23 protein-coding genes are annotated in these 22770 nt (G+C 68.9%); 2 read left to right on the plus strand and 21 right to left on the minus strand.

Annotation, left to right across the window (positions count from 1 at the left end):
• Positions 1–4 precede the first annotated feature (4 nt).
• From I8J34_RS01185 to I8J34_RS01260, 16 genes are all read right to left on the minus strand, one after another.
• A complete protein-coding gene (locus I8J34_RS01185) occupies positions 5–1450 on the minus strand; it encodes a sigma-54-dependent transcriptional regulator (protein ID WP_214359522.1) in 1446 nt (481 codons plus the stop codon).
• Positions 1447–3177: a hydrogenase maturation protein gene (locus I8J34_RS01190; protein WP_214359523.1), complete on the minus strand. Its 1731-nt coding sequence runs from the start codon at positions 3175–3177 to the stop codon at positions 1447–1449. Before I8J34_RS01190 ends, I8J34_RS01185 begins: the two co-directional genes overlap by 4 nt.
• A 425-nt stretch (positions 3178–3602) precedes the next feature.
• Complete coding sequence (gene hypE / locus I8J34_RS01195) at positions 3603–4649, minus strand: hydrogenase expression/formation protein HypE (RefSeq protein ID WP_214359524.1); 1047 nt, start codon at positions 4647–4649, stop codon at positions 3603–3605.
• 57 nt (positions 4650–4706) lie between these two features.
• Positions 4707–6746 carry a methyl-accepting chemotaxis protein gene (locus tag I8J34_RS01200; protein WP_214359525.1) on the minus strand — a complete coding sequence of 680 codons (2040 nt, stop codon included), beginning with the start codon at positions 6744–6746 and terminating at the stop codon, positions 4707–4709.
• An 87-nt stretch (positions 6747–6833) separates the two neighbouring features.
• Positions 6834–7976 carry a hydrogenase formation protein HypD gene (gene hypD / locus I8J34_RS01205; protein WP_214359526.1) on the minus strand — a complete coding sequence of 381 codons (1143 nt, stop codon included), beginning with the start codon at positions 7974–7976 and terminating at the stop codon, positions 6834–6836.
• Positions 7973–8218: a HypC/HybG/HupF family hydrogenase formation chaperone gene (locus I8J34_RS01210; RefSeq protein WP_214359527.1), complete on the minus strand. Its 246-nt coding sequence runs from the start codon at positions 8216–8218 to the stop codon at positions 7973–7975. Before I8J34_RS01210 ends, hypD begins: the two co-directional genes overlap by 4 nt.
• 21 nt (positions 8219–8239) lie before the next feature.
• On the minus strand, positions 8240–10591 hold the full coding sequence (gene hypF / locus I8J34_RS01215) for a carbamoyltransferase HypF (protein WP_230411659.1): 2352 nt from the start codon (positions 10589–10591) through the stop codon (positions 8240–8242).
• Positions 10575–11498 (minus strand): hydrogenase nickel incorporation protein HypB, encoded by a 924-nt coding sequence (gene hypB, locus I8J34_RS01220; RefSeq protein WP_214359528.1) that lies wholly within the window; start codon positions 11496–11498, stop codon positions 10575–10577. The genes hypF and hypB overlap by 17 nt, the downstream gene beginning before the upstream one ends.
• Before the next feature lie 16 nt (positions 11499–11514).
• Positions 11515–11874, minus strand: a complete 360-nt coding sequence (gene hypA / locus I8J34_RS01225; protein WP_214359529.1) for a hydrogenase maturation nickel metallochaperone HypA — start codon at positions 11872–11874, stop codon at positions 11515–11517.
• Positions 11867–13072, minus strand: a complete 1206-nt coding sequence (locus tag I8J34_RS01230; protein ID WP_230411660.1) for a hypothetical protein — start codon at positions 13070–13072, stop codon at positions 11867–11869. The genes hypA and I8J34_RS01230 overlap by 8 nt, the downstream gene beginning before the upstream one ends.
• Positions 13069–13548 (minus strand): [NiFe]-hydrogenase assembly chaperone HybE, encoded by a 480-nt coding sequence (hybE, locus tag I8J34_RS01235; protein ID WP_214359530.1) that lies wholly within the window; start codon positions 13546–13548, stop codon positions 13069–13071. The genes I8J34_RS01230 and hybE overlap by 4 nt, the downstream gene beginning before the upstream one ends.
• A 3-nt stretch (positions 13549–13551) precedes the next feature.
• Positions 13552–13761, minus strand: coding sequence for a rubredoxin (locus I8J34_RS01240; protein ID WP_214359531.1), 210 nt, complete (start codon positions 13759–13761; stop codon positions 13552–13554).
• 27 nt (positions 13762–13788) lie between these two features.
• Entirely contained in the window at positions 13789–14622 is an 834-nt protein-coding gene (locus tag I8J34_RS01245; RefSeq protein WP_214359532.1) for a hydrogenase expression/formation protein, read from the minus strand.
• Positions 14619–15089, minus strand: a complete 471-nt coding sequence (locus tag I8J34_RS01250; protein ID WP_214359533.1) for a thioredoxin domain-containing protein — start codon at positions 15087–15089, stop codon at positions 14619–14621. Before I8J34_RS01250 ends, I8J34_RS01245 begins: the two co-directional genes overlap by 4 nt.
• Positions 15086–15397, minus strand: coding sequence for a HypC/HybG/HupF family hydrogenase formation chaperone (gene hypC / locus I8J34_RS01255; RefSeq protein WP_214359534.1), 312 nt, complete (start codon positions 15395–15397; stop codon positions 15086–15088). Before hypC ends, I8J34_RS01250 begins: the two co-directional genes overlap by 4 nt.
• Before the next feature lie 230 nt (positions 15398–15627).
• On the minus strand, positions 15628–16245 hold the full coding sequence (locus I8J34_RS01260) for a HyaD/HybD family hydrogenase maturation endopeptidase (protein WP_214359535.1): 618 nt from the start codon (positions 16243–16245) through the stop codon (positions 15628–15630).
• Positions 16246–16620: 375 nt separating this feature from the next.
• On the opposite strand from I8J34_RS01260, the gene I8J34_RS01265 reads away from it, so the two are divergent.
• A complete protein-coding gene (locus tag I8J34_RS01265) occupies positions 16621–17247 on the plus strand; it encodes an OmpW/AlkL family protein (protein ID WP_214359536.1) in 627 nt (208 codons plus the stop codon).
• A gap of 58 nt (positions 17248–17305) precedes the next feature.
• On the opposite strand, the gene I8J34_RS01270 is transcribed toward I8J34_RS01265, so the two are convergent.
• Both I8J34_RS01270 and I8J34_RS01275 read right to left on the minus strand, forming a co-directional pair.
• Entirely contained in the window at positions 17306–18199 is an 894-nt protein-coding gene (locus I8J34_RS01270; protein ID WP_214359537.1) for a pyridoxamine 5'-phosphate oxidase family protein, read from the minus strand.
• Positions 18200–18207: 8 nt separating this feature from the next.
• Positions 18208–18828, minus strand: coding sequence for a glutathione S-transferase family protein (locus tag I8J34_RS01275; protein WP_214359538.1), 621 nt, complete (start codon positions 18826–18828; stop codon positions 18208–18210).
• A gap of 110 nt (positions 18829–18938) precedes the next feature.
• Here I8J34_RS01275 and I8J34_RS01280 point away from each other — a divergent pair, with 110 nt between their 5' ends.
• Positions 18939–19829, plus strand: a complete 891-nt coding sequence (locus tag I8J34_RS01280; protein ID WP_214359539.1) for a LysR family transcriptional regulator — start codon at positions 18939–18941, stop codon at positions 19827–19829.
• On the opposite strand, the gene I8J34_RS01285 is transcribed toward I8J34_RS01280, so the two are convergent.
• From I8J34_RS01285 to I8J34_RS01295, 3 genes are all read right to left on the minus strand, one after another.
• On the minus strand, positions 19786–20151 hold the full coding sequence (locus I8J34_RS01285) for a HigA family addiction module antitoxin (RefSeq protein WP_214359540.1): 366 nt from the start codon (positions 20149–20151) through the stop codon (positions 19786–19788). The genes I8J34_RS01280 and I8J34_RS01285 overlap by 44 nt on opposite strands.
• A gap of 5 nt (positions 20152–20156) precedes the next feature.
• The gene (cybH, locus tag I8J34_RS01290) at positions 20157–20864 is read right to left on the minus strand and encodes a Ni/Fe-hydrogenase, b-type cytochrome subunit (RefSeq protein WP_214359541.1); all 708 of its coding nucleotides are present in this window, start codon (positions 20862–20864) and stop codon (positions 20157–20159) included.
• Positions 20865–20978: 114 nt separating this feature from the next.
• Entirely contained in the window at positions 20979–22769 is a 1791-nt protein-coding gene (locus tag I8J34_RS01295; protein ID WP_214359542.1) for a nickel-dependent hydrogenase large subunit, read from the minus strand.
• Position 22770: the final 1 nt, after the last annotated feature.

The raw sequence follows: 22770 nt of genomic DNA on the forward strand, positions 1-22770 counted from the left end.
CCCCTCAGTCGCGCTCCAGCCCGTAGCGCGACAGCTTGTTGCGCAGCCCGACCCGTGACAGGCCCAACTCCTTGGCGGCGCGGGTCTTGTTCCAGCGGTGGCGGATCAGGCTTTCCTTGACGATGCGCGCCTCCAGCATCTCCAGCCGGCCCTTCAGGTCGCCATCCAGCCCGGCGAGCAGGTTGAGTTCGGGTTCGTCGTCGACCTCGGCGGCGCGCAGCACACGCGGGCTCAGGTCGGCGGCGCGCAGGCGCGTGCCGTCGGCCAGCGCCGCCATGCGCAGCACCTCGTTGCGCAGCTCGCGCACATTGCCCGGCCAGCGGTAGGCGCACAGGCAGGCCAGCACCTCGCGGTCGAGCGGCTCAAAGGCCTCGCCGCCGCTGCTGGACAACTCGCGCGCAAAGGCATTGGCGATGAGTGGGATGTCCATCGTCCGCTCGCGCAGCGGCGGCACGTGCACGGTGATGGCGGCCAGGCGGTAGAACAGATCCTCGCGGAAACGGCCGGCCTGCATGTCGGCTTCGAGATCGCGGTTGGTGGCGGTCACCACCCGCACATCCACCGGCAGCGGCCGCGGCGCACCGACCGGGCGCACTTCGCCCTCCTGCAGCACACGCAGCAATTTCACCTGGAAGGCCGGTGTGGTCTCGCCGATCTCGTCGAGGAAGATGCTGCCGCCGTCGGCCTGCTTGAACAGGCCCACGCGGTCTTCGTAGGCGCCGGTGAAGGCGCCGCGCTTGTAGCCAAAGAGCTCCGATTCGAGCAGCTGGTCAGGCACCGCGCCGCAGTTTTCGGTGATGAAGGCCGCCTCGGCGCGCGGGCTGGCCAGGTGCAGGCCGCGCGCCAGCAACTCCTTGCCGGTGCCCGATTCGCCGGTGAGCAGCACCGGCACGTCGAGGCGCGCCACCTTCTCGACCAGCGCACACACCGCGTTCATCGGCGAGTCGGCCGCGCGCAGCAGGGCCGACACCGCATACTGCCGCGCCACCGCCTGACGCTGGCCGGCAACCCGCTGGCGCATCACCGGCTCGGCCACCTTCATGTCCAGCGACAGGCGATGGTTTTCGCTTTGCAGCCGGTACATCTCGGCCGCGCCGTTGAGCGTGAGCAGCAGCTGCTCGGGCTGCCAGGGCTTGAGCAGGTACTGGTAGATGCCGGCCTGGTTGATGCCGGCGATGATGTCTTCCGAGTCGGTGTAGCCGGAGATGATGATGCGCACCGCGTCCGGCCACTTGTCGCGCACCTCGGCCAGGAACTGCACGCCCGAAGCGCCCGGCATGCGCTGGTCGCACAGCACGATGTGAATCCACTCGCGCGCCATGATCGCCGCGGCCGCTTCGGCCGAGGCCGCGGTGAACACGGTGAAGTCTTCCTCCAGCGTGCGGCGCAGCGCCTCCTGCGAGCGCACTTCGTCATCCACCACCAGTACGGTGGGCAGGGTCTTGCTCATACGGCGGCACTCTCGTTGACGGCCGGCACCTGCCAGCCCAGGTCCCGGTGACGGGCCAGATGGCGCGGCGTCCACGACTGCGGGCTTTTCAGCACGAAGTGGTAGCGCGCCACGTGATAGCTCGGATCGAAGCCGTAGAAGTTGCGCTGCATGTGGCGCAGCTCCTCGGCGCGGTAATCGGCCAGCGGCTTGTCGGCCTCGTCGGCGGCGCGGCGGGCCGCCTTGTCAGCCAGATGCCCGGGCAGCGCTGGATCGGCGGCCAGCGCCGCGGCGCGATGCGCCACCTCGGCGGCGAATTCGTCCGGCGTGGCGCCGAAGCAGGCGTCGATCAGCCCCAGCGCCACCGCCCTGTGCGCCAGCAGCGGCAGGCGATCGCCCATGAGGCGGCGCCCGGCTGCCTCACCCACGCGGCGCGGCAGCAGGTAGCTCCAGTATTCGGAACCGAACAGGTTGCCCATGTTCTTGTAGTGCGGGTTCATCACCACGCCCTCGCGCGCCCACACCACATCGGCCGCCAGTGCCAGAAAGCAGCCGCCGGCGCCGGCGTTGCCGCGCATGGCGGCCACGGTGCGCTTGCTGGTCAGCGTCAGCAACGCGAGGCAGACATCGTTCATGGCGTTGATGTTGGCCCAGGATTCGTCGGCCGGCGACTCGGCCGCCTCGATCACATTCAGGTGGATGCCGTTCGACCAGAAATCGCGCCCGCCTTCAAGCACCAGCACCCGGGTCGGCCGTGCACCGGCCGCCGCGATGGCGTCGCGCAGGCGCACGCACTGCGCGGTGGACATCGCGCCGTTGGTGAAATCGAAACGCAGGAAGCCGACCGCGCCGTCGTCCGACTCGCGGTAGCCGATCTCGGCGGCCTCGGGGTCGGTATCGACGCGCGGCACGCTGGCGGCCTGGTCGGCGAACGCCAGCGTGGCCGGCAGCTTGAAGGGATGCTCGCTGCCGCCGCACTTCACATGGCCGATCCACACTGCGCCGTCGACCGTGGCGCGCAGCAGCGCCCCGTCGCGCCGGCCCACGACCGCGCCCGGCACCGCACCGGCCGGCGCCGTGCCCGGCTGGGCGTCGAAGAGCTGGCAGGGCTCGCCGAACAGCGCATCGGCCACACCGGGGAAACCGTCGGCGGCGCGGATCTTGGCCAGCACGGTGGCGGTGGTGTCGCGTGACCAGTCGATGCGCCGGTCGGCCTGGTGCATCAGTTCGCGCCACTGGCCACGGGCGTTCGGCCAGTCGGCCAGCGCCGTCGGCGCCCAGCGGCCCGCGCGCCAGTCGGCCACGCGCGCCAGCGCCTCGCGCACCGCCGCCAGCGCGCCCGCGCTGATTTCGTTGCGGTAAATGCTCGCCTTGGGCGCCGCGCGCATGGCGAACTCGCGGGTCGCCCACACCGGCCCGGCGTCCATCTCGGCCTCGGCCTGCAGCACGGTCACGCCCCAGCTAGCCTCGCCGTTCTGGATCGCCCAATCGAGCGCCGAGGGGCCACGGTCGCCAACGATGCCGGGGTGCACGATCAGCGTCAGATGCCGGCGCCAGATCGATTCGGGCACCGCGCGCTTGAGAAAGGGCGCGACGATCACGTCCGGCGCGAACAGCGCCACCGCCTCTTCGGCCACCGAATCAGCGATGTCGAATTCCACCGAGAGTTCGTGCCCGTCTTCGCGCAACTCGGCGAAGAGGCGCTGGGTGAGGCTGTTGAAGCTATGGGTGAGCAGCAGGATGCGCATGGGTCAGGCCTCGAATCGCTGTTGGCGGCTTGAAACCCGCCCGACGAAGCGCGGGCGATGGCGAAGCCGAGCCCGCGCCCCCCTCCCCTTCTGTACCGCCGAACGGAGAACGGAGACGGCGGGAATTGTCGTGTCGCCTGTCTGAGCCCGCAGGGCGAGTTCGCGACACGACCCGCCGGCGCCGGGCGTAGAGAGGGCACCGGCGAAGCCGGCGGCACAGTCGGGGCGCCTTCTTTGCCTCCTTTCTTGCGCGTGCAGGAAAGGAGGTCGCCCGCCGGGGCGAGACCCGGCCAACGCCCCGTCGAAGCGGGCAGCGCCAATCAGGATGATTGAATGCCGGTCCGCCACATCCCGGCACACGGTTGGCGGAAAGCGCCTTCGGCTTTTCCGCCCTACGTCCGATGCAATGTCGTGCGCCATCCGCATCAGCAGATCCTCGGCAACTGCTCGCCCGACAGCCAGTCCACCATGCGCTTGCCGCCGAAGCCGGTGCGGATCTGCACGAAGCAGTTCGGGTCGGTCGTCACCTCGCCGATGCGCGCCGCCTCGCGCCCCAGCGGATGGTCGCGCAGCGCGGCCAGCGCGACCTCGGCCGACTCGGGCGGCACGATGACGACCAGCTTGCCCTCGTTGGCCACATACAGCGGATCGAGGCCGAGCAGCTCGCAGGCGGCGTCCACCTGTTCGCGCACCGGAATCGCCTTCTCCTCCAGCAACATGCCGACGCCCGACTGGGCGGCGATCTCGTTGAGCGTGGTCGCCAGCCCGCCGCGCGTCGGGTCGCGCAGCACGCGCACCGCGGGCACGGCGGCCAGCAGATCGGCGATCAGGCCGTTCAGGGCGGCGGTATCGGAGACGATTTCGGAATCGAAGGCGAGCGATTCGCGCTGCGCCATGATGGCCATGCCGTGGTCGCCGATGGCGCCGGACACCAGGATGGCATCGCCCGCCCGCGCGTTGGCGCCGGAGAGCGAGCGGCCCGGCGGCAAGGCGCCGACACCGGTGGTCGTGATGAAAACGCCGTCGCCCTTGCCTTGCTCGACCACCTTGGTGTCGCCGGTGACGATGGCCACGCCGGCCTCGCGCGCGGCGCGTGCCATGGATTCGACGATGCGCTTGAGATCGGCGAGCGCAAAGCCTTCTTCGAGGATGAAGCTGGCCGCCAGATACAGCGGCCGCGCGCCCATCACCGCCACGTCGTTAACCGTGCCGTGCACCGACAGGCAGCCGATGTCGCCGCCGGGGAAGAACAGCGGCGAGACCACATGGGCGTCGGTGGCCATCACCAGACGCTCGCCGGGCGCCAGCGCCGGCAGCACGGCGCCGTCGTCGCCGGCATCGAGGGCGGGGTTAGTGAAGTGGTGGGCGAACAGTTCGCGCACGAGCTGGGCCGAGACACGGCCGCCCGCGCCATGGGACAGATCGACCCGACCGCGCTTGAAGTCGAGGGGACGTACGTAGTTGTCTTGCATGCTGTCTCAGATGCCGCACGTCCCCGATGTGGCCCGCGGGGGCCACGCTGTCTCAGGTCAGCGCGACGAATACTCCGTTTGGGTCAAATCCTTCAATGCGTCGGCCACCCGGCGGGTGTGCTCGGCCGTGCCATGGGTCCGCTTGCTCGAGGCCTGGATCGCCTCTAGCAGGGTCGACAGTTCGGCCACGCCGGACGACTGGCCTTCGATATCCTCGGCCACACGGCCGATCTCTTCAGCCAGGCGCGAGATGTCGCGGCCGATGTCGTCGGCGCTGGTGCGTGATTTTTCGGCCAACTTGCGCACTTCGTCGGCCACCACCGAGAAGCCGCGACCGGCCTCGCCGGCACGGGCGGCCTCGATGGCCGCGTTGAGTGCGAGCAGGTTGGTCTGGTCGGCAATCTGCTGGATGACTTCGACCACGTTCTGGATGCGTTCGCTGGCCTCGGCCAGGTCGCGGGCGCTGGAGGCGACCTCGGTGGCCCTACCGGTCAGCTTGTCGACCGAGCCGGTCGCCTGGTGCACGGTCGATTCCTGGCTGACGATGTGCTCGCCCAGCTCGCGCATCGAGCCGTAGAGATCGGCCGCGCAGTCGGACAGCTTGCCCGCGGTAGCCTCATGCACGGCGCGCGCATGCGCCAGCTCACCGCCCAGGTCGTTGAGCCCGTCGAACACATGGGCCATGGCCTCGTCGAGCCCGGTGGCATCGAGCTTGGTGTCGAACTGCTGGGCCTTGAAGTCTTCGATCTGGCTGACCACGACGTTCGACAGCCCCGACAGCTTGGCCACCTGGCGGCGCAGGAAGAAGGCTTTGAACTCGCCGTAGTGAGCCACGAAGTTGTCCACGTAGGGGTCGCGGAATGTCTGGCCCGACGGCACGCGGAAGAAGAACACCGCGGTGAGCGTCTGGTTGAGATTGAGGCCGAGGATCTCGCCGAAGGTCGAGAAACCCGCCACCGGGATGTCCTTGAGCACCGCGCCCATGGCGGCCAGCTCGCGGGTGTTGTAGAGGCGGCGCAGGATGCAGTCGTTGAGGATGCCGGCCACCGGGCGCCCCGGCTTGTCCTGCATGAAGCGCTGCAGATCGCGCTCGGTGGTGCTCACCAGGCTGACCCGACGCACCAGGTGCAGTTCGTCGCCCGGCGCGATGTCGCAGTAGAAGTGCACGCGGCCGGCCGCGATGTCGAGCTTCGACACCGAGCGCACGAACAACTCCTTGCCCACCTTGATGGCGAAGGAGTATTCGGCCAGCTGGGCGTCGAGCGCCTCGGGGGTGCACTTGAGGGTGTCGCACAAGGCGTCGATGAGGCTGCGGATCTGGCCGCGGCCATCGACCACCTGGGTGATGTAGCGCTGCTCGACCGAGGCCGACAGCACACTGAAGCGTTCGCCGGCGGGCTCGAAGTTCTGGCTCTTGAGCACGCCGAAACGCACCCCCGGCGCCATTTTGACGAAGGCGATGAGCGCGTGGTTCTCGAGGCGGCGGCTGCCGTCATGGATGTAGGTGTTCTTGAAATCGAGCTTGCCGCCGGCGGAGCCGCCGACGAACAGGCAGGGGAAGCGCCCCGAATCGTAGAGCGCCTCCATGAAGAAGGACTCGGAGGCCGACAGCCCGTCGAACAGCACATAGGCCAGCGTGTCGCGATGGTCGATGTCGATGTCCACCTGCGCCCGCGCGATGCTGGCGCCGAGCCGTTCGACACGCGCCTTGAGCGGCATGGCCACCTGGCCCCGGCGCAGATCGTCGCATTCGAGCGGCAGGCTGATGACCTGCGCGCGGGCGACGAGGGAGGCATCGAAACACTGCAGCACGATGCTGTCCCAGTTGCCGTCGGTGCCGCAATACAGGCCGCCGCCCTCGCCACAGAGTTCGCCGGCGGTCGAGCACAAGGCCATGGCCACGCCGGGAAAGCGCGACCGCAACTGCCCGGCCACCTGGTCGATATCGTTGTGGGGCGACACGTAGCCGACGACGAAGGTCGGCTTCAATCGCAGCTTGGCCAAGGCCGCCGACAATCCGCCCGCGGTGCTTCGCAGCGTGGTGACCCCCTGCCCGTCCGACCCCGTCGCCTTACTCATCCTGCCAAACAAACCCATGTCGCTCTCCTGCCGTCCATTGCGTGTGCATGGGCGATTAACGGCAGGGGAGAAGAAATCTTTGACACGCATGGACCGGCGGGGCGTTCAGGCGGCAACCACCGGCACGTCGCGGAAACGGCCGTAGTTGTAGTGGGCGGCGCAGGCGCCTTCGGAGGACACCATGCAGGAGCCCATGGGGTTTTCGGGCGTGCACACGGTGCCGAAGATCTTGCAGTCGGTCGGCGTCTTCACCCCGCGCAGGATGGCGCCGCATTCGCAGGCCTTGTTGTCCGGCACGGACTGGAAGGCGAGGTCGAACTTGCGCTCGGCATCCCAGGCGGCGAAGGCGGCGCGGATGCCGAGCGCCGAGTACGGCACCTCGCGCAGGCCGCGCCATTCGAAGCTGCGGCGCAGCTCGAAGACCTCGCTGACCAGCGCCTGCGCCTTGCGGTTGCCCTCGGCGGTGACGGCGCGGGTGAATTCGTTCTCGACCTCGGCGCGGCCCTCGTTCACCTGGCGGATCAGCATGCGGATGGCCTGCATCACGTCGAGCGGCTCGAAGCCGGCGATGACCACCGGCTTGCGGTATTCCTCGGCAAAGAAGGCATAGGGCCGGCTGCCGATGATGGTCGACACATGCGCCGGGCCGATGAAGCCGTCGAGCGGCACGGTGCCAAGGTCCCGCACCTCGGGCGACTCGAGGATGGTCATGATCGCCGAGGGGGTCAGCACATGGTTGCAGATCACGCTGAAGTTGCCGAGCCCCAGCGCCTGCGCCTGGCGGATGACCAGCGCGGTCGGCGGCGTGGTGGTCTCGAAGCCGATGGCGAAGAACACCACCTCGCGGGTCGGGTGTTTCTGCGCCAGTGCCAGCGCGTCGGCGGCCGAGTACACCATGCGCACATCGCCGCCGCGCGCCTTGGCCTTGAGCAGCGAGAGCTGATCGGAGGCCGGCACGCGCAGGCAGTCGCCATAGGTGCACAGGATCACCTCGGGGCGCGACAACACCAGGCGAATCGCCATGTCGATGCGGCCGATGGGCAGCACGCACACCGGGCAGCCGGGGCCGTGGATCATGCGCACATTGGCCGGCAACAGGTCGGTCACGCCGTAGCGCGAGATGGCATGGGTGTGGCCGCCGCAGAACTCCATGAAGGCGTACTGGCGATCTGCCCGGGCCTCGCGCGCGATATGCGCGGCCAGCGTGGCGGCCACCTCGCCGTCGCGGAATTCGTCCACATACTTCATGCGCTGCCCTCGGCAATCGCCTGCAAATCGAGGCCGCTCGCCTCGAACAAGGCCAGCGTTTTGGCGGCCTCCTCCGGATCGAGCTTGGACAGCGCGTAGCCGACGTGCACGATCACGTAGTCGCCGATCTCGGCGCCGTCGACCAGCGCCAGCGAGATCTCCTTGCGCACGCCGCCCAGGTCGACCCGGGCGGCGTCGCCCTCCAGCTTTTCCACAATGCGGGCAGGGATGGCCAGACACATGGTTTCGACTCCGTTGTTGCCTTAATCCATGGCGGCGCGGATCGCCACCCAGGCCTGGCCCAGCGCCAGACCGCCGTCGTTGGTCGGCGCCTGGCGGGCGCGCAGCACGGTCAACCCGCGCGTACTCAAACGCCGGCTCAGGCCCTCGGCCAGCTGGCGATTGAGGAAGCAGCCGCCGCCCAGCGCCACCGTGCGCAGGCCCTGGGCGCGGGCGGTGCTTGCCACCCAGGCCTCGAGTGCCGCCACCAGCGTGGCGTGGAACACCGCGGCGCCGCGGGGCGCATCGCCGCCGGTCAGCGCGGCCAGGGTCGGCATCAGATCGAGGGTGTTGGCCGCATCGATATGCCAACCGCCGGGTTGCGCAAACGCCGGGCCGTAGTGGCTCGCCAGCGCTTCGAGCCGCATGGCGGCCTCGCCTTCGTAGTGCATCACCTCGCACACCCCGAGCAGGCCGGCCGCAGCGTCGAACCAGCGGCCCATGCTGGTGGTGGGCGGGCAGCGGGTGCCGGCGTCGAGCAAGGCGCCAATCCGCTCCGAGCCGCGCTGGTGGGCAAAGCGCGGCGCGATCTCGGCGCTGCGCCCCATCGCATGCAGCGCCGAGGCGGCCATGCGCCAGGGTTCGCGGGCGGCACGGTCGCCGCCGGGCAAGGCCAGCGGCGCGAGGTGGCCGAGGCGTTCGAAGGATGCGCCGTCGACCCGCAGCAGCTCGCCGCCCCAGGCGGTGCCGTCGTCGCCCAGCCCGACGCCATCGAGCGCCAGGCCCAGCACAGGCTCGTCGACCGGCTGCTCGGCCAGCACCGCGCCGATGTGTGCGTGATGGTGCTGGACGGCGATCAGCGGTAGCTCGTGCGCCTCGGCGAAGCGATGGGCGGCCTGTGTCGCGTAGCTGTCGGGGTGGCGGTCGCAGGCGATCCACTCGGGCCGGCAGGCGAGCACCGTCATCAGGTGCTCGACGGTGGCGTCCATGGCCGCACAGGTGGCGGCATTGGACAGATCGCCCACATGCTGCGACAGAAAGGCCTCGTCGCCCCGGGTGAGGCACACGGCGTTTTTCAGGTAGCTGCCGAAGGCCAGCACCGGCGGGCCCTTGCGGCCGATGCGAATCGCCTGCGGGGTGTAGCCGCGGGCGCGGCGGACAAAGGCCGGCGCACCGTCGGCGATGCGCGCCACGCTGTCGTCGCAGCGCACCAGCACGTCGCGGTCATGCATGAGATAGAGGTCGGCGATGCCGGCCAGGCGCGCGAGCGCTTCGGTGTTGTCGATCACCAGCGGTTCGCCGCCGGGGTTGGCCGAGGTCATCACCAGCGCCAGCGGCTGGGGCGCGTCGAGCCAGGCGGTGCCGCTCGGGCGACCGGCTTCGTCATGGAACAACAGGTAGTGCAGCGGCGCGTTGGGCAGCATCAGGCCGACCTGGTCCAGATCGGGCGCCACGCCCCACAGGTGCATGTCGGCGTCGGAGAGCTTGTCGAGCAGCACGATGGGCCGCTCGGGGGCCTTGAGCAGCGCGGCTTCGGCGTTGCCGACCCGGGCGTACTGGCGCGCCGAGGCGACGTTGGCGACCATCACCGCAAAGGGCTTGTCGCCGCGCTGCTTGCGCTCGCGCAGGCGCTCGACGGCCTCGGGGTTGCGCGCATCGCACACCAGGTTGAAACCGCCGACGCCCTTGATGGCGACGATATGGCCGGTGAGGATGTGCAGCAGGGCGTCGGCCACCGGGTCGCGCGAGGCCACGCGCACGCCGTCGGCCTGCACCAGCGCCAATTGCGGGCCGCAGTCGGGGCAGGCATTGGGCTCGGCATGGAAGCGGCGGTGCGCCGGGGCGTCGTATTCGTCCTGACAGGTTTCGCACTGCACGAAGCCGGCCATGCTGGTGTTGGCGCGGTCGTAGGGCAGATGGCGGGTGAGCGTGTAGCGCGGGCCGCATTCGGTGCAGTTGATCAGCGCATAGCGCCAGCGCCGGTTGGCCGGGTCGAACAGCTCGCCCAGACAGGCCGGGCAAACGGCCGTGTCAGGGCCGATGGCGGTGGTCACCGCGCCGCCCTCGCTGGGCCGGATGGTGAAGCCGCGGTCGCCGGTCAGCGGCGTACAGTCGGCACGCTCGACGGTGTCCACCCGCGCCAGCGGCGGCGCTTCCTTGATCATGCGCGCCAGCAGGGCCGACAGGTTGCCGGGTGGCCCCTGCACCTCCATCTCGACGCCGGCACCGTCATTGCGCACCCAGCCGGCCAGGTCGAGTTGTTGCGCCAGGCGGAAGACGAAGGGACGGAAGCCCACGCCCTGCACCACGCCGCGCACGCGGATGCGGTTGCGGGCGAGCCGTGCGCCGGTGCCGTCGGCGTTCATCGGGGGGGCGATATCAGCATCCCGGGACAATGGCCGCCTCCTCCCTGCCGTCGTCACGGTCGGCATGCGCCCCGGCGGCGGCCGCCAGCCCCGCCTCGATCCAGGCCAGCCAGCCGTCGAAGCCCTCGCCGGTGGTGGCCGACACGCGGAACACCTTGAGGCGCGGATTGACCCGCAGGGCGAATTCGACCGCCTTGTCTGCATCGAAGCGCAGGTGCGGCAGCAGATCGGTCTTGTTGAGCAGCATCACGTCGGCAGCGGCGAACATGTCGGGATACTTGAGCGGTTTGTCCTCGCCCTCGGTCACCGACAGGATCACCACCTTGTGCGCCTCGCCCAGATCGAAGGCCGAGGGGCACACCAGGTTGCCGACGTTCTCGATCAGCAACAGGCTGTCGTCGCACAGATCCAGCCGCCGCAGCGCCTGGCCGACCATCGCGGCGTCGAGATGGCAGCCCTTGCCGGTGTTGATCTGCAAGGCCGGCGCGCCGGTGGCGCGGATGCGCTCGGCGTCGAATTCGGTCTGCTGGTCGCCTTCGATCACCGCCACCGGCACCCGGCTGGAGAGGCGATCGATGGTCGTGCACAGCAGCGTGGTCTTGCCCGAGCCGGGGCTGGACACCAGGTTCAGCGCGAAGATGCCGCGCCCGGCCAGCCAGCGGCGGTTGTCGTCGGCGAAGCGGTCGTTCTTGCCCAGGATGTCCTGCTCGATGCGCACCATCTCGCCCTGCGTCAGCCCGGGCGCATGCGCATGGGCCGGCCCGTGGCCGAAATGCAGGTGGCCGGCGTGGTCCGAGGCCGGCGCGGGGTCGTGCGTCGACGCCGGCGCGTCCGCAGCCGGTTTCCAGCCGGTGGTCGGCGCCGCACTGCGCCGGGCGGCGCCCGCCGGACGGCCGATGGTCACTTCACCGGCCCCGCATCCACATACCGTACACATCGCAATTCCCTCCCACTCACGCGCCGCGCGGCGCGGTGTCCACATCCAGTGCCTTGACCCGCATCTCGGTGCCGCCGGTGGCCTGCACCTGGTAGCTGCCGCAGTGCGGACACGGGTCGTAGAGCTGGCCGATCGGCACGCTGCGCCCGCAAGGCATGCACCAGCCGGTGCCCGCCACGGGCTCGACCTCCATGCGCGCGCCCTCGGCCACCGTGCCCTTCATCACCACCTCGAAGCAAAAGCGCAGCGCCTCCACTTCCACCGACGACAATGCCCCGACTTCGAGCACCACCGCATTGACCTTGGTAAAACCTTGAACACTTGCCGCCTCTTCGACGATGCCGCGAATGCCTTCGGCCAGCGACATTTCATGCATCGGCAGGCTCCCCGGTCTTCTTGACCGTCACGTCGTACATCACGCACGGATCGAGCGCCAGCGCCAGCGCCCGCAGCCGCCATTCGGCATAGGCCGCGTCGGGCGCCTGCCAGTTGGCGCCTTCCTGCTCGAACACGCCGCCGGGGCGGAAATTCCACTCCGTGGGGGCGACGATGGCGTAGTCGGCCACCGTGTCGCCGTCGAGGCGCAGCGCATGCAGCAGCACCCCGCGCGCCGTGTCGACCCGCGCCAGCGCGCCGCCGCCGGGCAGCGGTGCCACATCGACCAGCGGCGGCATGTCTTCAGGCAGCGGGTGGCGCAAGCGGCTGGCACAGTCGGACAACTCCACCACCCGCGCGAACAGACGCGCCGCGATGCGGTGGCGATGGACCAGCAGCCGTGCCACCAGCGGGTTGTTCACATGCCGGGCGAGCGGCCCGGTTTCATAGACATCGCCCGACAGGTGCGGGGCGCGGCAGTAGTCGGCATCGGGCCAGCCGCCCGGCAGCGCATCGGCAAACACGCTGGCCGGCAGCGGCGCGAGCAGCGGCACCGGGTCGTCGAGCGGATCGCTGGCGCCGGCCTCGATCAGGCGCGCCAGCGCATCGCCGATGGTGCCGCCGCGTCGGCAGGCATCGGCGAACTCGCCCAGGTTGCGCGGCTCGCGCAGGCTGTTGAAGAAGCCGGCCAGCAGCTCGCGCGCCACCAGGTCGAGCACCACGCCGCCGGCCTCGTAGGCGCTGCGATCGTCGGTGATCTGCCCGATGCGCTTGAGCACGAAGGCGAAGCGCGTGCGCTCGGGCGGGCGGTTGAACAACACCGGCCAGTCGAGCATCAAGCGCCACAGATGGAGCTTGACGGCCTCGATGGCCAGCGCGCACTCGGTGTCGGCGCTCATCGCGAACCGCCCGCCGGTGGCCAGCGCACCGGCGGCACGCACCGCCACCCCCTGCGCCACGCCGCACAGACTGAACACCGCCGGCGCCAACTGCGCGGCCTGATCGAGCGTTTTGCCGACCAGCAGCTGCGCGGCCAGCGGCCGGCTGTTTTCGGCGTGCACCTCGGTCACCCGCCCGTCGTGCAGCGTGGCGACCAGATGCAGGGGCGCGTTCCCGGCACGCTCCGCCTGCTTTTGCTGTGGCGCGTTCTCCGGGGGCAACGTCACGCGCCCGTCGGACGGACGTGCCGGTGTGCTCATGCGTGCCGCCCCAGCGCCGTGCGCAGGAAGGCGCGGCGATCGAGCGGCGCCGGACGGGCCTCGGGCGGTGCGCTGAGCAGGCCGGCCATCGCCGCCTGCGCCACGGCCTCGGCATCGGCCTGGCTGGCGAATTCGCTCACCGGCGAAAACAGCGAACAGCTCTGGTAAGCCCCCAGCCCGGCCTCGCGGCTGCCCATGAAATCGTAGGCGCCCGAGGGGAACACCCATGTCTGCCCCTGGCCGACCGAGACGGCGCGAAAGGCCCCGCTGCCCGGCACGATGAGCAGGTTGATCGCCCACGGCAGCACCAGCGCGCCCACCCAGTCGCCCTGCCAGCGGCGAAAATCGATGGCCGCGACCCGCAGCGCCGGGTTGCAGATCGGCAGACCGGCCATGCGCTCGGCGTGGATGCGACGAAACACCGCCTCGACCCGCATCGTCGGATCGGTGTCGTGCGCGTCGCCCGCCTCGGTCATGTCTCACTCCTCGATCACCATGAATTTTTCCCGCGGCGCGTCGCAGTTGGGGCAGCGCCAGTGGGGCGGCAATGTGCCGAACGGCGTACCCGGCGGAATCTGCCACACCGGGTCGCCCTCTACCGGATCATAGACCTGCCAGCAGATACCGCATTCGAGCAGTGCATCGTCGGCAATGCGTGCATTGTCGCCCAGATAGCTGCCTTCAAACATGCTTTCCTCCCGCCCGCCGGTGGCGGCTCAGTCGTCGCGCAGGGCGTCGATCCACTCGCCCAGGCGCACGATGCTTTCGGCGTAATCCTCCGGCGCGGCCGGGGCCACGTCCGGCAGGTCGGTCACCTCCAGCGTGTTGAGGATCAGGTTGTCGCTGCTGTTGAAGTACTGCACCCACCAGGTGTCGCGCAGGGCGGTGCGGGTGATGCGACAGTTGCCGTAGCCGCGCGAGAGGATCACCACCGGCCCGACGCCGAGGCTGGCGGCGAGATAGGCCAGATCCTCGGGCGTCATCGGCAGCAAGGTGAGATTGACGATGTGGGCCGCATCGCCCGCGCGGCGACGGGCGGCGGCATCGAGCAACTCGCGCAGCACCGCGGGCGCATTCATGGCGCCGGCCGGCGGTGGCGTCACCGGCAGGCTGCGCTGCCCGGCGGCATCGCAGGCCGCGGTGACGGCGGCGGGCATGGGGCCGGCTTCGATGCGGTCGACGCCGCCCTCGCCCAGCACCCGCCACAACCCGGCGAACACGGTTTCCTGGATACGCAGCGGCGTGGCGCCGGCCACCGTGGCACTGACTTCGCCCTGCCCCAGCGCCTCATTGACCACCGCCCGCACCGGCGCCGGCAGCGCGGCCAAGTCCAGCGACAGCGGCGCACCGAAGCGGGTCGCCGCCATGCGGTCGCGCAAGGCGTCGAGAAAGGCCAGCGCCTCGGCATGGCTGGCGGCATCGACCTCGAGCGTCATGCGCGGCGGGGCAAAGGCGTTCATCTCGCCCGGCGAGCCGATGAAGTCGACCGCCTCGTCGTCGATCTGGCTGCCCGGCCCGACGCTGAGCACGGGAATCGGAAAATCCTTCATGACGCCGGCCCTCCACAGGCGCCCGACGCGGCACTGCGCACCGGGATGCCGATGCCCGGCGCGCGCTGCACCGGGGCTTTCATGGTGCGCTCGATGGCCGGGCCGAAGCTGTCCCAGTCGAGCATGCCTTCGAGCGTGCCCACATACTCGCCGCCGCGGCGAAACACCAGCGCCGGCAGACGGCGGATGTCGTAGCGTGCCGCCAGCAGACGGCTGGCCGCCAGATCGGCCACCGCCGTCACCGGCGGCGTGCGCAGGGTCGCCAGCACTTCGGGCACCACCACCGCCACGTCCCACACCTCGGGCACGCGCTTGGGGTCGTCGATCAGCAGCACCATCGACTCGCCGGCTTCGGCCGCGAAGCGGTCGACCCCATCCTCGGTGAGGGTGGGCAGGTGGTGCTGCGTGTCGAGCCGGTCCAGCAGTTCGGCCAACCGGTCCAGGTCGGGGGCGAGCGGTGTCGTCATGAGCGGTGTCCTCTGAGAAAGTCGGGCAATTGGGGCGGCTGGTCGAGCAGATCGGCAAAGGCCGCGTCCAGATCGGCGGGCTCGCCACGGGCGATGGCGTCCAGCGCGTCGAGCGCCAGGCGCACCGCCTCGGCGCGCCGGGCGTCGATGACTTCGCGCGCCGCACCGAGAAAGGTCAGCAACCAGCTGCCCGCCGGCTGCGCGCCGGTGAGCAGCAGATCGATGTCGTGCTCACGGCCGTGGCGGTCGCGGCAGCGCGCATGCATCGCCCCCGCCTCGATCACCTGCATGGGTTCGCCGATGCACATGTCAGTACCGCCTGGCCGACCCAAGGCGCAGGGTAGCCCCCTTGGGGGGGTGAGGCAGGGGTTTCGCGAAGCACTGCTTCGCGCGTGCCGAACGGGTCGGCTGTGTAAAGCCGACCCTCCGCGAGCACAGCGAGCGTGGGGGGCGCCCGCGCGCCCGCCCGGCCGCCCGAAGGGCGCGCACCGCCCCCTCGGGGGGCAGCGAGCACAGCGAGCGTGGGGGCCGTACCACTCTAGTCGCCCTCCGGAAAGAAGCGCACATCGCCGATGCGGCAGGCCAAATGCTCGGGCGGGCGCCCCTGCTCGTAGGCGGCGCGTGCCAAGGCCGAGTCGTCGGCCGGCCCCGTGCCAGGTGCGCGCGGCACCGGACGCACGCCGCGCGCGCGCAGCCAGTCCAGGGCGATGGCGACCGCCTCGGGCACGCGGGCGGCGACGGCCGGGCGCAGGCTGCCGCCGAAGTCCTCCAACTCGACCGGCTGCACGCCGATCAGCAACAGTGATTCGGGGAAGCGATCGAGCATGCGCGCGGAGGCCAGCACTTCCTGGAAACCGGTCTGGTGCAGGCTCATCTTCTTGGCGCCGAGGAACTGCGGCACCGCATCGCCTTCGACCCGTTTTATGGTGCCCGGCGGCAGTCCGTAGTCCACCGCGTCGAACACCAGCAGATGGCGGGCAGCCGTCACATAGGGCAGCAGATACAGCCCCTGCGTGCCGCCATCCATCGCCGTCACCTTGTCGGGCAGCGCCCAGGCGGCGTTCAGCGCCTCGACGCAGCGCACGCCGAAGCCCTCGTCGGCCCACAGCAGGTTGCCGATGCCGAGGATCAGGATCGAATCGTTGCTGGCAGTCATGTTGCCTCACCGGGTGTCACACCAAGCGTTACATCGCAGGCTTCGTGCCAGTGCGTCGCGATGTTCGTAAAGCACGACAAAACAGGGACTTGCCGTCCGACACAGCGCCGCCGCCTCGCAAAACCGGGCGAACGACAGGAAACCTCGCTACCAAAACGACAAGAAGATAACCGGCGCAAAAGCTGCAGACGCAGCGCCTCACCCGGCCGCCTTGTCCGCGGGTAGCGAGCCCGACGCGCACGCACTCGCCGCAGGACCACGGTCGTGTTTTCCCGGCGGAAAACGGGACTGGCGAAAATTGATCCGGATCAATAACCACTTTATTGCCATGGTTACTATCCCGGCCATTCTTTGATGTTGTTAAAAGGGGATGTGATGCAAACCAAGATGATTGCGGCACTGGTAGCGATGACGGCCTGCGCGCCGCTGATGGCCGAGCAACCCGAGGGCAACTGGATGATCCGCGCCCGGGTGGTCAACATCGACACCGCCAACAAGTCGGATGCCATTCCCGCCCTCGGCGTGGCCGCGGACGAGATCCATGTCAGCAGCAAGGCGATTCCGGAACTGGACATCAGCTACTTCTTCACCAAGAACATCGCGGCCGAGCTGGTGCTGACCTATCCGCAGGAGCACAACGTGTCGGTGGCCGGCACCAAGATCGGCACGGTCCGCGAGCTGCCGCCGACGCTGCTGCTGCAGTACCACTTCATGCCCGACGCGAAATTCCGCCCCTATGTCGGCGCCGGCATCAACTACACCCGCTTCTCCAGCATCGACCTCAACGTGCCCGGCGTGGGCGATCTGGAAGTCGACAAGGACAGCTTCGGTCTGGCGCTGCAGGTGGGCATGGATGTGCAACTGTCGAAGCAGTGGTTCTTCAACGTCGACCTGAAGAAAGTGAAGATGGGCACCGACGTGAAGCTGGCCGGCGGCGGCAAGGTCAGCTCGATCGACATCGACCCGTGGCTGTTCGGCGTCGGTATCGGCTATCGCTTCTGAGCCTGAACACACCTCGACTCACCAGGGGCGCTGCGGCGCCCCTGTGCTTTTTGGCGGCTCATGGCGCCAGCCACTTGAGCGGGAGCGCGCCGTGCGTGCGCACGGCCTCCTCGATCGCGACATGCAGCACACGGCCGGGCCGGGTCGGGGCCTCGTCCTGCGGCGGCAACCACTCGAGACGCACACGCCCCCTCAGTTGCAGCAGCTCGCGCGCGGCAAAGTCGATGAACAGCAAACCGGCGCGTGGGTTGAGCGCGAGGTTGCCCAGGGTGTTGAAGAAGCGGTTGCCCGGATAGTCGGGCACGCGCAGCGTCGCCCCGTCGATGCGCACAAAGCCGGGCTCGCCGCCCCGGTGCGAGACATCCACGCCGTGGGTCGGTGCACTGGCATGGGCTGCGTCCGGATGCGCGCTGGCGATGAAGAAGGTGTCGGCCTCGGCCACGATCCGGCGAGCAGCAGCATCCCAGCCATGCACCACCTGCGGCGCGGCGTCGGCCAAGGGCGCCCACTCGGCACGGCGCGGGTGAATGTACTTGGGACAGTTGCCGAAGCTCTGCGCCACCTCAAAGCGCAAGCGGCCGTCGTCGAGCGGCGTCACCCAACCATTGAGCCGGTTGCGACGGCGGGTATGGGCTTCGATGCCGAGCAGGCCGAAGGGCGCGCCCGGCCGCAAACCCTCGGCCACGCCCTCCCCCACCACCGCGCCGGACAGCATGTCGAGGCGGTGCTCATCCGGCGCCGACAGAAAACCCGGGGCGCCGGCCAGCACGCCGGCACGCGGGTAGCCCTGCGCATCGAGCACCCCGAGCAAGGCGAACGGCAGTTGCGCGAAGAACTGCTGGTGCTGTGCCGGCATGGCATCGCGGATGAAGCGCTGGCCCACCGACGTGACCTGCTCCCCGAACCCGGCGCGCTGCTGGATGGCCGTCTCGCCGGCATGAAAGGCAGACATGATCGTGCTCAGGCCACCGGCGTCGCGGGCATGCCGACGAAATTCGGCAGGCCTTCGATCCGCGCCAACCAGGCCCGCACCCGTGGATACGCTTCGAGGCTGACCCCGCCCTCGGGGGCGTGGGCGATATAGCTGTAGCAGGCAACATCGGCCAGGCTCGGCGCCGCACCGACCAGATAATCCGTATCGGCCAAGGATGCCTCCACCACTGTCAGCAGGGCGTGGCTGTGCGCGACCAGGGTCGGATCCGGCGCGTTCTTGCCGAACACCACATGGATACGCGCCCGGGCCGGCCCGGCGGCCAACGGCCCGGCCGCCACCGACAGCCAGCGCTGCACCCGCGCGGCACCGACCGGGTCGCTCGGCAGCCAACGGCCCTGGCCGTACTGCATGGCCAGATAGACCAGGATGGCGTTCGAATCGGGCAGCGTGAGGTCGCCGTCCTGCAGCACCGGCACCTGGCCGAAGGCGTTCATGGCCAGGAACTCGGGCCGTTTGTGCGCCCCGCCGGCCAGGTCGACCTGGATGAATTCATGCGGCAGCTGCAACAAGGCCAGAAACAGGCTGACCCGGTGGCTATGGCCGGACAGCGGAAAACCGTGGAGGCGGATGGCGGGCGAAGCGGTCATGACGGAAGACTCCGGTGGGTCAGGTGCCGGCCATTGTGGGCGGCTTGAACACCGGAATAAATAGGCAAAACAGAACTTGATTACTTCAGTTACTGGAGCAATCATGCCGCATGGACCTGCTCAAGCACATGCGAATCTTCGTCGCCATCGCCGACGGCGGCAGCCTCACCGCGGCGGCCCAGGCGCTCGACACCTCGCTCCCCTCGGTGGTGCGTGGTCTCGGTGCGCTCGAAACCCATCTGGGCGTGCGCCTGTTCAACCGCAGCACGCGCCGCATCGCGCTCACCGAGGAGGGCCGGCGCTACCTCGCCGACTGCCGCCAGCTACTGAGCGCGGTGCAGGACGCCGAAGCCGCCGTGCGTGCCGATGTCAGCGAACCCACGGGGCTGCTGCGCATCACCGCGCCGGTGCTGTTCGGCCAGATGTACGTGGCACCGGCGGTGAACCGATTCCTTGCCCGGCATGCCGGGGTCAAGGTGGAGTTGATCCTGCTCGACCGAGTGGTGAGCCTGGTCGAAGAAGGCTTCGATGCGGCGATCCGCATCGGCGCCCTCGACGATTCGGCGCTGGTGGCGCAGACGCTGGGCATGGTGCGCCAGGTGGTGGTGGCCAGCCCCGACTACCTGGCCCGCCACGGCCGCCCCACGCACCCGCGCGAGCTGCGCCAGGCCGAATGCGTCCGCTTCACCGGCAACCACGGGCCGCACTGGTGTTTCATGGAAGGCGGGCGCCGGCTGAACGTGCCCATCGACGGGCGGCTCAGTGTCAACCTCGTCGCACTGGGTCTGGCCGCCTGCCGCGACGGCCTGGGCTTTGGCAGCTTCCTGTCCTACCAGAGCGCGCCGGACGTGGCGCGCGGCGCGCTGGAGATCGTGCTGGCCGACTTTGAGCTGCCACCCCGCCCGATCAGCGTCATCTACCCGCATGCGCGCCTGCTGCCGGCACGCACCCGGGCTTTCATCGCGACCATGCGCGAGGCCCTGGCCGGGTTTTCGATGTAGGCGGGCCGGCCTCCGGCGTCAGCGCCTGGGCGTCTCTGCCGGCACGCCGCCAGAGTTGATGCACATCCCACACCGACTGCATGACCATCCACATCTGCGGATCGGTGTGGAAGAAACGGCCGAGGCGCACGGCGGTATCGGGCGTGAAAGCGCGGCGGCCGCGCACCAGCTCGTTCACCCGCCGGCGCGAGATGCCCAGCGCCCGGGCCAGCGCATCCTGCGAGATGCGCGCCGGGCGCAGGAAGCGCGATTCGAGAAAGCGCCCCGGATGCACAGGGGTGCGCACCGGCGCCCGAGGCGCCATCGGCAAAAGCCTCGGCATGCGAGTCAGTCCTTGAACATGCGCCAGCCGCTGATCATGGTCGAGATCAGGCTCTGGCGGCTCATGATGTCTTCGCGAATCGCCGCATACACATGCACCAGCACGAAGCTGACCGTCACCCACATGCCCAGGCGATGCCAGGCGTGCACCTGCAGGCTGTTGCCGCCCACCGCCGAGATCACCCAGCCGAACATCTGCGACGCCCAGCTGCCCTCGCCGAGCCCCTCGCCATACAGCGCGAAGCCGGTGCAGATCATGTACACCGCGCCGATGGTGAAGAACAGGAACATCATCAGCTGCGCCAGCGGGTTGTGGCCGACGTATTTCTTCGGCTCTTTCACCAGAAAGAGATACCAGCGCAGTTCGTAGAACACCTCGCTCCACCAGCGCGCGCTCCACACCGGCAGGATGAAGATCTGCCGCGCATGATGATTGCCGACAATCGCCCAGTAGATGCGGCCGATGAAGCCGATGGCGAAGATGTAGGCGGCGGCGAAATGGGCGAAGCGGATGTAGCCCATGAGGAACTGCGCACTGGCCTCGCCCGGCACCGAAGGCAGCGGCTGGCCGATGAAGTAGCCGGTGATGGCCAGCACCGTGATGGCCAGGGCGTTGATCCAATGCCACAGGCGCAGCGGCGCCTCGTACACATAGACCGCCTTGACCATGCGGGCACTGCGTTCGGCCTCGAAGGCATCTTGTTCTGCGAGCATGTTGTTTCTCCTTCGGAGAAGGTGATTGGTAATTGGTGATGGGGTGATTGGTGGGCCGTACCGACCGGCACGGCCTTGCCTGGCTCTTGCCAATGACCAATCACGAATCACCAATCAACGCACTTTGACAAGAGCCATTTCCTGCCCGTCCGGACTCATCACATGCGTCGAGCAGGCCAGGCAGGGGTCGAAGGAATGCAGGGTGCGCAGGATCTCCAGCGGCTGGTCGGCCACCGCCACCGGCGTGTTCATCAGCGCGGCCTCGAAGGCGCCGATCTGCCCTTGGCCGTCGCGCGGACTGCCGTTCCAGGTGGTGGGCACCACGGCCTGGTAGTTGTCGATCTTGCCGTCGCGGATCTTGATCCAGTGGCCCAGCGCGCCGCGCGGCGCCTCGGTGAAGCCCACGCCCTTGGCCTCTTTCGGCCAACGCGACGGATCCCACTTGTCGATGTTGGCGGTGGCGGTGTCGCCGGCCTTGATGTTGGCGATGAGCTTGTCGAAGAAGTAGCGCATCTTGTGCGCGGCCCACGAGGCCTCCAGCCCGCGCGCGGCGGTGCGCCCGAGCGTGGAGAACAGCGCTTCGAGCGGCAGGCCGAGGTCGGTCAGCAGCTTGTCGGTCGGCTCCTTGAACTCCGGATTGCCCTGCACATAGCCGACGATGTAGCGCGACAGCGGGCCGACCTCCATGGCGTGGCCGCGCCAGCGCGGCGACTTGATCCAGGAGTACTTGCCCTCCTCGTCCAGCGACTTGATGTTCGTCTTGGTGCCCTGCGTCTTGGGGCCGAGGGTGAAGTTGGGCTCGGTGACGCCGTCCCAGGGGTGCAGCCCCTTGGTCTCGTCGGCGTACTTGTACCAGGAGTGATTGACGAACTCCTGGATCTCCTCCGGGTCGCGCAGGTCGACCTCGTGGATTTTGGTGAGATCGCCATTGATGATCGCGCCGCGCGGCAGCAGCAGGTTGCTGCCCGAATAGTCGTTGGCACGATCGGGGATGTCGCCGTAAGACAGCACCGACAGGCTGGAGAGCCCGCCGCCGAAGGTCCAGTCCTTGTAGAAGCTGGCGATGGCCTGCAGGTCGGGCAGGTACACCTGGTCCACGAACTCGATGGTGCGGTCGATGATGCTCTGCACCAGGTTCAGCCGCTCCATGTTGATGGCGCCGACCGCGCCGGTGCCGTCCATGTTGATGGCACAGGGCATGCCGCCGACCAGCCAGTTGGGGTGCGGGTTCTTGCCGCCGAAGATGGTGTGGATCTTGACGATTTCCTTCTGGAAATCGAGCGCTTCCAGGTAGTGCGTGACCGCCATCAAGTTGGCTTCGGGCGGCAGCTTGTAGGCCGGGTTGCCCCAGTAGCCGTTCATGAACGGGCCGAGCTGACCCGATTCGACAAACTTCTTCAGCCGGTTCTGGATATCGCGGAAATAGCCCGGCGAGCTGTTCGGCCAGTTCGAGATGCTCTGCGCCAGTGCCGAGGTGGCCTTGGGGTCGGCCGACAGCGCGCTCACCACGTCCACCCAGTCGAGCGCATGCAGGTGGTAGAAGTGCACCAGGTGGTCGTGCACCTGCAGCGTGAGCTGCATGATGTTGCGGATCGAATTGGCGTTGTCGGGGATCTCGATGCCCAGCGCATCCTCCACCGCGCGGCAGGAGGTGAGCGCATGGGTGCCGGTGCACACCCCGCAGATGCGCTCGGTAAAGGCCCAGGCATCGCGCGGGTCGCGCCCCTTGAGGATCACCTCCAGCCCGCGCCACATGGTGCCGGTGGACACCGCGTTGCGGATCACGTTGTTGTCGTCGAGGTTCACCTCGACCCGCATGTGCCCTTCGATGCGCGTTACCGGATCGACCACCACCCGCTTGCCGGTGTTGTCGAGCTTGAAGCCCTGCGTTTCGTACACACCCATG

The organism is Denitromonas iodatirespirans (assembly GCF_018524365.1).
GTDB lineage: Bacteria > Pseudomonadota > Gammaproteobacteria > Burkholderiales > Rhodocyclaceae > Nitrogeniibacter > Nitrogeniibacter iodatirespirans.

Coding starts and splice junctions, on each gene's coding strand:
- I8J34_RS01185 (WP_214359522.1), bottom strand. CDS start 1,450: ATGAGCAAGACCCTGCCCACCGTACTGGTGGTGGATGACGAAGTGCGC.
- I8J34_RS01190 (WP_214359523.1), bottom strand. CDS start 3,177: ATGCGCATCCTGCTGCTCACCCATAGCTTCAACAGCCTCACCCAGCGC.
- hypE (WP_214359524.1), bottom strand. CDS start 4,649: ATGCAAGACAACTACGTACGTCCCCTCGACTTCAAGCGCGGTCGGGTC.
- I8J34_RS01200 (WP_214359525.1), bottom strand. CDS start 6,746: ATGGGTTTGTTTGGCAGGATGAGTAAGGCGACGGGGTCGGACGGGCAG.
- hypD (WP_214359526.1), bottom strand. CDS start 7,976: ATGAAGTATGTGGACGAATTCCGCGACGGCGAGGTGGCCGCCACGCTG.
- I8J34_RS01210 (WP_214359527.1), bottom strand. CDS start 8,218: ATGTGTCTGGCCATCCCTGCCCGCATTGTGGAAAAGCTGGAGGGCGAC.
- hypB (WP_214359528.1), bottom strand. CDS start 11,498: ATGTGTACGGTATGTGGATGCGGGGCCGGTGAAGTGACCATCGGCCGT.
- hypA (WP_214359529.1), bottom strand. CDS start 11,874: ATGCATGAAATGTCGCTGGCCGAAGGCATTCGCGGCATCGTCGAAGAG.
- I8J34_RS01230 (WP_230411660.1), bottom strand. CDS start 13,072: ATGAGCACACCGGCACGTCCGTCCGACGGGCGCGTGACGTTGCCCCCG.
- hybE (WP_214359530.1), bottom strand. CDS start 13,548: ATGACCGAGGCGGGCGACGCGCACGACACCGATCCGACGATGCGGGTC.
- I8J34_RS01240 (WP_214359531.1), bottom strand. CDS start 13,761: ATGTTTGAAGGCAGCTATCTGGGCGACAATGCACGCATTGCCGACGAT.
- I8J34_RS01245 (WP_214359532.1), bottom strand. CDS start 14,622: ATGAAGGATTTTCCGATTCCCGTGCTCAGCGTCGGGCCGGGCAGCCAG.
- I8J34_RS01250 (WP_214359533.1), bottom strand. CDS start 15,089: ATGACGACACCGCTCGCCCCCGACCTGGACCGGTTGGCCGAACTGCTG.
- hypC (WP_214359534.1), bottom strand. CDS start 15,397: ATGTGCATCGGCGAACCCATGCAGGTGATCGAGGCGGGGGCGATGCAT.
- I8J34_RS01260 (WP_214359535.1), bottom strand. CDS start 16,245: ATGACTGCCAGCAACGATTCGATCCTGATCCTCGGCATCGGCAACCTG.
- I8J34_RS01265 (WP_214359536.1), top strand. CDS start 16,621: ATGCAAACCAAGATGATTGCGGCACTGGTAGCGATGACGGCCTGCGCG.
- I8J34_RS01270 (WP_214359537.1), bottom strand. CDS start 18,199: ATGTCTGCCTTTCATGCCGGCGAGACGGCCATCCAGCAGCGCGCCGGG.
- I8J34_RS01275 (WP_214359538.1), bottom strand. CDS start 18,828: ATGACCGCTTCGCCCGCCATCCGCCTCCACGGTTTTCCGCTGTCCGGC.
- I8J34_RS01280 (WP_214359539.1), top strand. CDS start 18,939: ATGGACCTGCTCAAGCACATGCGAATCTTCGTCGCCATCGCCGACGGC.
- I8J34_RS01285 (WP_214359540.1), bottom strand. CDS start 20,151: ATGCCGAGGCTTTTGCCGATGGCGCCTCGGGCGCCGGTGCGCACCCCT.
- cybH (WP_214359541.1), bottom strand. CDS start 20,864: ATGCTCGCAGAACAAGATGCCTTCGAGGCCGAACGCAGTGCCCGCATG.
- I8J34_RS01295 (WP_214359542.1), bottom strand. CDS start 22,769: ATGGGTGTGTACGAAACGCAGGGCTTCAAGCTCGACAACACCGGCAAG.